This window comes from Trichococcus sp., from assembly GCF_055118575.1.
In genome coordinates this window covers 54,326-62,560 of the sequence record NZ_JBSQPW010000012.1, presented here as the reverse complement: position 1 = coordinate 62,560, position 8,235 = coordinate 54,326, and the positions used below count along the sequence as shown (strand labels likewise).

General features: G+C 44.3%; 7 protein-coding genes. 3 read left to right on the top strand and 4 right to left on the bottom strand.

Annotation, left to right across the window (positions count from 1 at the left end; all coding sequences use genetic code 11):
- Nucleotides 1–39 precede the first annotated feature (39 nt).
- Nucleotides 40–372, bottom strand: a complete 333-nt coding sequence (locus tag ACTCCX_RS05020; RefSeq protein WP_463275020.1) for a hypothetical protein — start codon at nt 370–372, stop codon at nt 40–42.
- A 323-nt stretch (nt 373–695) separates the two neighbouring features.
- Between ACTCCX_RS05020 and ACTCCX_RS05015 the strand changes: the two genes are divergently transcribed.
- Both ACTCCX_RS05015 and ACTCCX_RS05010 read left to right on the top strand, forming a co-directional pair.
- Nucleotides 696–1,160 carry a DUF948 domain-containing protein gene (locus ACTCCX_RS05015; RefSeq protein WP_068559780.1) on the top strand — a complete coding sequence of 155 codons (465 nt, stop codon included), beginning with the start codon at nt 696–698 and terminating at the stop codon, nt 1,158–1,160.
- A 39-nt stretch (nt 1,161–1,199) separates the two neighbouring features.
- Nucleotides 1,200–1,664, top strand: a complete 465-nt coding sequence (locus tag ACTCCX_RS05010; RefSeq protein WP_068559778.1) for a YtxH domain-containing protein — start codon at nt 1,200–1,202, stop codon at nt 1,662–1,664.
- 82 nt (nt 1,665–1,746) lie between these two features.
- Here ACTCCX_RS05010 and ACTCCX_RS05005 read toward each other — a convergent pair whose 3' ends face one another.
- Complete coding sequence (locus ACTCCX_RS05005; RefSeq protein WP_463275019.1) at nt 1,747–2,829, bottom strand: M24 family metallopeptidase; 1,083 nt, start codon at nt 2,827–2,829, stop codon at nt 1,747–1,749.
- A 253-nt stretch (nt 2,830–3,082) separates the two neighbouring features.
- On the opposite strand from ACTCCX_RS05005, the gene ccpA reads away from it, so the two are divergent.
- A complete protein-coding gene (gene ccpA / locus ACTCCX_RS05000) occupies nt 3,083–4,093 on the top strand; it encodes a catabolite control protein A (RefSeq protein WP_463275018.1) in 1,011 nt (336 codons plus the stop codon).
- A 154-nt stretch (nt 4,094–4,247) separates the two neighbouring features.
- Here ccpA and ACTCCX_RS04995 read toward each other — a convergent pair whose 3' ends face one another.
- Both ACTCCX_RS04995 and trhO read right to left on the bottom strand, forming a co-directional pair.
- Nucleotides 4,248–7,004 carry a transglycosylase domain-containing protein gene (locus ACTCCX_RS04995; protein WP_463275017.1) on the bottom strand — a complete coding sequence of 919 codons (2,757 nt, stop codon included), beginning with the start codon at nt 7,002–7,004 and terminating at the stop codon, nt 4,248–4,250.
- A 144-nt stretch (nt 7,005–7,148) separates the two neighbouring features.
- Nucleotides 7,149–8,129 (bottom strand): oxygen-dependent tRNA uridine(34) hydroxylase TrhO, encoded by a 981-nt coding sequence (gene trhO, locus ACTCCX_RS04990; protein ID WP_086988088.1) that lies wholly within the window; start codon nt 8,127–8,129, stop codon nt 7,149–7,151.
- Nucleotides 8,130–8,235 lie beyond the last annotated feature (106 nt).

The following is an 8,235-nucleotide window of genomic DNA, read 5'->3' as shown; positions in this document are numbered from 1 at the left end:
GACGCGCGCCGAAGCTGCAGGGACAATATTAAAACATTTCTAAATAGGCAGTACACGTAAGGTTTCTGAACTTTGCATAGAAAAGATTGACACATACATTTTATAGATCGTGGTGGCACGATTCTGGGTGATGTGTTTGGTCAATATCTGTTTTTCGAAAGTACGGTGCAAAACGTAGCTGGATAGCCGTTGCAAAGCGAAAAAGATGAGAAGCAAAAAAAGCAAGGTAATGCCTTTCGAAATGAATAAGCCCACAATCTCTTCCCAAGCGATGCTGTTCCACCATTTGACGAAAATATTTGGATTCGTCACCACCTCCTCTATCAAATCTTGCGCAAGTGCGCTGCTGTCTTGCATACTTATATCATTCATAAAATCCCTCATTTCTGAACAGCTGCTTCCATTGTAACAAATTACCCGGCTGATGAAAATGAAGATAGGATTATGTTTTATCATTTTCCGCCAGAAGACTCCCACCTCTAAACATAAGCATAGGTGGGAGTAGTTCAATGAAGAAAGCATGTCTGAAGCTGATGGATCTTTTTCCAGAGGAATCGCCATCATCTAAAGGGGTTTCAATGGCATATCACAAATGACTATGGTATCATTTTATTATAAATAGTATAAATCTTATAAAAATTCATACAATGCTTGGACAGATGTACGTATGAATCAAGAAGGAGTGAGTACAAATAATGGGTTATGGTGAAATTGCAGCTCTGATAGCTGCGCTGGCTTTTGCAGTGTTGGTGGTTTTCATCATTTTGGCATTGAGGAAAGTCACTGATATCTTAGGCGAGGTTGAAAAAGTGACCCAGGAAGCGAACAAAAGTCTGGCCGTCATCACGAAAGATGTTGACCACTTGTCGATTGAAGTCGAAGGCTTGCTGAATAAGGCCAATACGTTAGTAGATGACCTGAACGGCAAAATCAGCAAGACAGATCCTTTATTCACCGCAATCGGTGACCTGGGAGTGACGGTTTCTGATGTGAACCAATCTACCAGAAATTTGGCGGTATCACTTAAAGGTGGAGGTAAAGGCGTAAAAAGCACATCAGGTTCCTCCACGGTCGGAAAGCTTGGGCGGACAGCGATGGCAATTGCCCGGCAACGGCAAGCGAAGAAAGAAGCGAAGGATACAAAGTTCAAAACTTACTGAAGCGACAACCAATAAATAATAAAAAGGAGATTGAGGATTATGACAAAAAATAAAGGCGGATTTGTATTAGGGGCAATCATCGGTGGGGCTGCTGCAGCCATTACAGCTTTGCTGTTTGCGCCTAAACCAGGCAAAGAACTACGCGATGACATCACGGAGGAAGTAAATAGTCTTCTGGACACAGCGCGCGATTACGCGGATATCGCTGTGGAGAAGAGCAATGAGTTCATGGATGTCGCCAAAGAAACCACTGAAGACATCAAAATTAACTTGAAGGACACCACTTCTTCAATCAAAACACAATTCTCTGAAACAACGAAACATGTCGGTGAAGACTTGAAGAAAGCTAAGGACGACATCAAAGAAAAAGCCACTGATGTGAAAGAATTTGCTTCTGTCATCGCTGAAGAAGGCAAAGAGGAAGCTGCAGCCGTAACGGAAGAAAAAAAGGTCGCAGTTGAAGAAAAGATCGATGAAATAAAAGATAGCGTGGAAGACATCTGAATGCGCAAAAAAAACAGGCCGGGTGCCTGTTTTTTTTTGCACACTGTTTTGTTGGTCGCTACTGCTAAACTGATTCAATCAACTAATCGATCAATTTCAAATATGCGCCTATATCGGTTGGAGTGTTGGTGAAGGGCTCAAAACCATCCGCAGTCACATAACCGCAATCTTCGACTCTGACGCCGATATCCCCTTCGATATAAATGCCGGGTTCAATAGAAAAACACATATTCTCAGTAAGGATCATTTCATTGCCTTCCATGATAGAAGGGTACTCATGAACGCCTTGACCCAATCCGTGTCCGAGGCGATGGTTGAAGTAGCGACCGTAGCCTGCTTCGGTAATGATTGTCCGCGCTACAGCATCCAAATCACCAGCTTTGATCCCGGGATGGACTGCAGCCATGGCTTCATCATGGGCAGCCAACACCAACTCGTAGATTCGTTTTTGTTGCGCGGAGGGTTCTTCACCAAAGAAGAACGTGCGTGTCACGTCACTTGCATAACCTTCATGCATGGTTCCCAAATCGAACAGCACAAACTGGTTTTTCTTGAGCTTGGTATCGCCTGGAACACCATGGGGGCTAGCCGCGTTTTCGCCGAACAACACCATAGTGGTGAAGCTCATTTCGGCTACGCCTCTTTTTTTAAGCTGATATTCAATTTCGGCAACGACTTCAAGTTCGCTAATGCCCTCGCGCAGCGTTCCAGCACCTATTTTAAGTGCTTCATCAGCCCAATAGCCTGCTTGTTTCATGAACGTAATTTCTTTTTCGGATTTGATCAGGCGCATGTTCTGAAGTGCCGTGCTTATGTTGTGGTTGAAAGTAGCTGTCGGGAAATGTTTCCGCAACGTCTCCATTCGCTCGACAGTCAAAAAGTCCTTTTCGATGGACCAGCCCGACAGCGATGAATAACGTTCTTTAATATTGTTTGCCAGTACTGTCCAAGGATCTTGCGTATCCATGTAACTGATTACATCAAATCCCTCTGCAGTCTTCCGCGCATCATTTTCTTCCAATGCAGGGACAAACAGGATGGGCGCAGCATCCTTGAACAGAACCGCCGCTAAAACTCTCTCATGCGGATCGCTTCTGTAAGAGGAAATATAAAAGACGTTTTTGGGATCATTGAGAAATACGATATCTACATCTTGTTTTTTCATTAAATTGATAATTAGATTTAAAGGCATTTTTAATATGACACCTTCCTTTCTTTAGTATTATAGCATATAATGAGGGTTCTATTTTTGAATAATGCAATGTGAAATTTTCATGAAAACTTTTATAAAACGCTTGCATATCTTGTGAAACAATGTTAAATTCATTATAAGCTTGTAAAATAATCAATATTTACAACATTATGTTGAGTAATGGAAAATAAAAAATTGAAAACAATTCAGATAAGGAGCAACATAAATGGAAAAACAAACGATTACAATTTACGATGTGGCTCGCGAAGCAAACGTCTCCATGGCAACTGTTTCCCGCGTAGTGAATGGTAATCCCAACGTGAAACCATCCACAAGAAAAAAGGTATTGGAAGTCATTGAACGTTTGGATTACAGACCGAATGCGGTTGCCCGTGGTTTGGCAAGCAAGAAAACAACGACTGTAGGGGTTATTGTCCCTGATGTCACAAACTTATTCTTTGCATCTCTAGCACGCGGAATCGATGATATCGCTACAATGTACAAGTATAACATTATTTTAGCGAACTCTGATCAGAATGACCAGAAAGAAATCCAAGTGTTGAATACGTTACTTGCGAAACAAGTGGATGGCATCATCTACATGGGCAATAAGATTACGGATGATTTGCGCGCAGAATTTTCCCGATCCAAAACGCCGGTCGTGCTGGCTGGAACAATCGATCCTGAGCAACAAGTCGGAAGCGTCAATATCGATTATATCGGTGCAACCGAAGAAGGTGTAGCGAACATGATTGCGAACGGAAAAAAACATATCGCTTTTGTATCAGCTTCACTTTCCAATCCAATCAATGGACAGTATCGACTAAAAGGTTACAAAAACGCTCTGGTCAATGCAAATATTCCCTTTGATGAAGCGCTTGTCTTCGAATGTGAGCCGACGCTTCAAAATGGTGAGCTGTTGGCTCCTCAATTACTTGAAGCAGGGGTGGATGCAGCATATGTAGCCGGCGATGAACTTGCAATCGGCCTGTTGAACGGTATCATCAATGCAGGTGTCAGCGTTCCTGAAGCATTTGAAGTCACTGCCAGCAACAATTCTCGTATTACAGAAATGGCTCGCCCAAAATTGACGTCCATCATGTTGCCGTTGTATGATATCGGCGCTGTAGCGATGCGTTTACTGACTAAAATAATGAACAAGGAAGAAATTGATGAGAAATCAATCATCCTTCCATACAAAATTGTCAACAGAGGAACAACTTTACTTAAAAAATAATGTGTTCATCCGCGAGACACTCAAGACCAAAAAGCCCTGTATCCTGAATGGATGCAGGGCTTTTTGGGCAAGAAATTTGGAGTGTTTTCCGGCACTGCTGACGAAAATACAAATGCCAAAAACAAAAGGCTGCCATGACGGGCAGCCTTTTCGCTTATTCTTCAGTTGTGGGGGTTTCATCAGCGGGTGGTGTTTCACCTTCTGGTTCTGTGTCAGGAGGCGTTTCCGCATCTTCTTCTGTAGGATCTTCTTTCTTTGCATCGTCGGCATTATTTGCCGCATTGTTTTGGCTAGCTGCGGCAGCCGCTGCTGCAGCGGCGGCATTGCGTCTTGCTGCTACTTCAGCCAAATAACTATCCCAATAGTCTTCCAGGTCTTTATCGGTAGCCCCGGGGGAGAAGTAGTAGGAAATTTGCTTCGGCAACGCATCAGCTTTGAATAAGTCGGTCCTGGTTCCACCATTAAGCGTGACGGATAAGCCGTTCGCGAATGACACGGTTCCTGCCAATGTTCCGGTTTCGGCCAAAACTGATTTTTCGACAATGCCTTCCGGCCGCTGATGCGTCTGGTCGGTTCCGAGAATGCCCGGATTGATGCTGTAGATTTTGTTGGCGATTTGCGACCAATAATTCAAATTTCGGCCAGTTGGAAGTCCTTGATTATTCGGATCATAGAAGACATGTTCCCCCTTGTAATTGTCGTAACCCATCCAAGAGCTGAGCGTAACGGTAGGGGTGCTGGCGATGAACCAAATGTCACGGTTAGCTTCCGATGTACCGGTCTTTCCGGCCCAGTCAGCGTTGAAATTCAGATAATTGTTGATCGAACGGCCAGTGCCGTCAGTTATGACGTCGCGCAGAATATCCAAAGTCAAATAAGCTGTATCCTGCGAGAACACTCTTGTCGCTTCGGACTCATGCTGATAAACAACATTTCCGTGCTTGTCCGTAATTGTTTCGATCAGGTAAGGCGATACATGCTCGCCTCCAGTTGCGAAGGTCGTAAACGCGCTGGTCTGCTCCAAAACAGTCGGTCCGTCATTCGTTGCCCCAATCGCTAAGGACGGATTGCCGTATTCCGATTCGTCTATTGAAGTGATACCCATCTTTTCCAAATATTGCCCAGGATTCATTCCTTTGCTGTTCATAGCGACATAGAGTTTGATTGTCGGATTATTCTTAGATTGGTAGAGGGCCTGGCGCGCGGTCACGTAAGTATTGGAAATGGTATCGCCGAAGTTAGTAGGCTCCCATAATGTGCCATCTGGCTGTTTGATGCTTATCTTTGTATCAGGCACCATCGAGGCGGGATAGATCAGATTTTGTTCAATCGCCGGTGCATAGACCAACAACGGTTTAATCGTGGAACCAGGAGAACGTTTCGTGCTGAATACATGGTCCACCTGGTTGACTGAAAAATCTCGTCCACCGATGAAGCCGATGATTCTACCGGTCTGATTTTCGATAAGAACACTGCCTGTTTGCGCAAGCTCAATCACTTCCTGCGTGACTCCGTTTGCATCGACATAAGAATCCACAAAGGTTTCGCCCAAAGTTTGTCCGTAATCTGCTGCCACTTCTTGCATGCCGTTGTAGACATCTTTGTCGATTGTACTGTATACGTTGTAGCCGGACAAGCGCAACGTGTTGTCGGCATCGGCGTAATATTCGTTGTACAATTCAATGTTGGCTTCCAGATCGTCCATCGTAAGCTCGTTTGCGGCTGCGGCCTGTTCCATCAGAACAAGGATTGCTTCACGTTCGACAGCTTGATAAAGGTAACTGTTCCGGTCCTCTTGTGTGGCATTAGCAGGTACGAAATCTTGGGTGATGTCATACGCGATTGCAGCATCATATTCTTCCTTGGTGATATATCCCTCGCTGAGCATCCGGAAAAGCACAGTATTTTTTCGGTTAAGGGCTGAAGTCAAATCTTCTTTTCTTTCTCCGTATTGGGTGAAAGGGGTATGAGTGTATGGGTTCTGTGGGATACCTACCAAAAATGCCGCCTGAGCCAACGAAACATCGATAGCATGGACGCCAAAAATACCGTTCGCCGCTTCCTCTATACCGGCGATGTTGGAACCACTGCTGTTTCGGCCGAATGGCGAGACATTCAGGTAGGCTGTCAGAATTTCATCTTTCGTAAAGAAATTTTCAAGCCTTAGCGCCAATAAAATCTCATTGGCTTTGCGGGAAAAAGTCACTTCATTCGTCAAAATCTGTTGTTTGACGAGCTGCTGCGTCAATGTTGAACCGCCGCTTTGACTGCCGAATCCGGTCAGTTCAGTCACCAACGCCCTTAAAATGGCCTTAGGTACAATCCCATTATGCTCATAAAAATTTTCATCTTCTGTTGCGATGAGTGCTTCTTTGATGAGCGGAGAGATGTTTTCTGATCCGACAGTTGTCCTGACCAAATCGGTGCGTATTTCCGAAATGGCTTCGCTGTTCGCATAATACATAGTGGAAACGAGTTCGACATTCCCGATGTCTTCAGCCATGCTTTCATAGGTGGGTACAGTTTCTTTTGAAATTAAATTAGCGAAATAACCCAGACCAACGCCACCGCCGAACATGCCCAACAAGACCATCAGAAGTAGGATTCCGGTAAAAATGTTCCGGATGACACCGAAAAAAACATTGAGACCGAAAGCTCCTTTTGAGAGGAGCGGCTTCATGTTTGTTTCGGTGTCCAACTTTTGTTTCATTTTTCGCAATGAAGTCTTACTTTGGTTTATACGCTTGTGGGTTTTTTGTTCCCAAAGCAAAGCTTTCTCTTTTGTTTTTGAAGCATTTTCTTTCGTGAAAATCCGCTGGAGGCGGCTATTTATTGATTGCCCAAGGCGTTTAACAAATTCGCCGGTTTTTTTCAGCCATTTTTCCGCATTATTTCCATCTGGATTCTTCATAAATTCCCTCTTTCCTTTTCAGGTGGTCACTTATAAGTATAACAAAAAAGCTTTGCCCTGACTATTACATAGCGTGAACAATCACTAAGTGAGAGGAACACAAAAAATCAGCAAGGAATAATATCCTTGCTGACAATGTTATTGCTATACTGTTGTAGTAGCAGTATTCTCAAATGTTTCACCGATGGCAGCCAAACGTTCCTCAACGTCAGACTGCGTCAATTGATTACGTTGCACATAATAATTCGGCTGATGGACGCGACATTCATGCGAACAGCTGCGCATGTATTTGTGCTCGTTTTCTTCGGAACAAAGTATTCTCCGGTTGCAGCTTGGATTGGCGCAATTCACGTAGCGTTCGCATGGTGTTCCATCGAACCAGTCCTTTCCGACCACGACATGTTCGATACGATTGATATCCACACCGATGCGCTCATCGAAGACATACATTTTCCCATCCCAAAGATCGCCTTTAACCGTTTCGTCTTTGCCGTAGGTTGCGATCCCGCCATGCAGTTGGCCGACATCTTTAAAACCTTCTTTGACGAGCCAACCTGAGAATTTTTCACAACGGATGCCGCCGGTGCAATAAGTCACAACTCGTTTTTCCATAAATTGTTCTTTGTTTTCACGGATCCATTGCGGCAATTCGCGGAAGTTTGCAATATCCGGACGAACAGCTCCGCGGAAGTGGCCGAGGTCGTACTCATAATCGTTGCGGGCATCAATGACGACAGTATTTTCGTCTAGAATGGCTTCGCGGAAAGCTTCCGGAGATAAGTATTCACCAGTAGTTTCGTTGGGATCGAGATCGTCTCCTCCCAAATGCAAGGAAACGATTTCCTGGCGTGGGCGGACGAACATCTTTTTGAAGGCATGACCGTCTGTCTCATCGATTTTGTAGGTGATGTCGCTGAAGCGCGGATCTGCATTCATTTGAGCGATGTAGGCTTGTGTTTGATCGATTGTTCCGGAGACCGTGCCGTTGATGCCTTCCGGTGCTACCAAAATTCTTCCTTTTAAGCCGATTTCTTTGCAGAATCGTAGATGTTCTTGCGCGAATGTTTCTGCATCCTCTATCGGTGTATATTTATAATAGAGTAGGACACGATAGTCTTTTGTCATACTGCTCCCCCTAATTCAATCTGTTTTACTTCGAACGTTATGAAATTATACACATTTTGTAAGCGAAAAGCCAAGGATATGCTCAAAATTCGAAAAATGGTGTTCT

What these genes read in the sequence shown, in the direction of transcription:
- ccpA (WP_463275018.1), top strand. Translation starts at nt 3,083, where the DNA reads ATGGAAAAACAAACGATTACAATTTACGATGTGGCTCGCGAAGCAAAC.
- ACTCCX_RS04995 (WP_463275017.1), bottom strand. Translation starts at nt 7,004, where the DNA reads ATGAAGAATCCAGATGGAAATAATGCGGAAAAATGGCTGAAAAAAACC.
- ACTCCX_RS05020 (WP_463275020.1), bottom strand. Translation starts at nt 372, where the DNA reads ATGAATGATATAAGTATGCAAGACAGCAGCGCACTTGCGCAAGATTTG.
- trhO (WP_086988088.1), bottom strand. Translation starts at nt 8,129, where the DNA reads ATGACAAAAGACTATCGTGTCCTACTCTATTATAAATATACACCGATA.
- ACTCCX_RS05010 (WP_068559778.1), top strand. Translation starts at nt 1,200, where the DNA reads ATGACAAAAAATAAAGGCGGATTTGTATTAGGGGCAATCATCGGTGGG.
- ACTCCX_RS05015 (WP_068559780.1), top strand. Translation starts at nt 696, where the DNA reads ATGGGTTATGGTGAAATTGCAGCTCTGATAGCTGCGCTGGCTTTTGCA.
- ACTCCX_RS05005 (WP_463275019.1), bottom strand. Translation starts at nt 2,829, where the DNA reads ATGAAAAAACAAGATGTAGATATCGTATTTCTCAATGATCCCAAAAAC.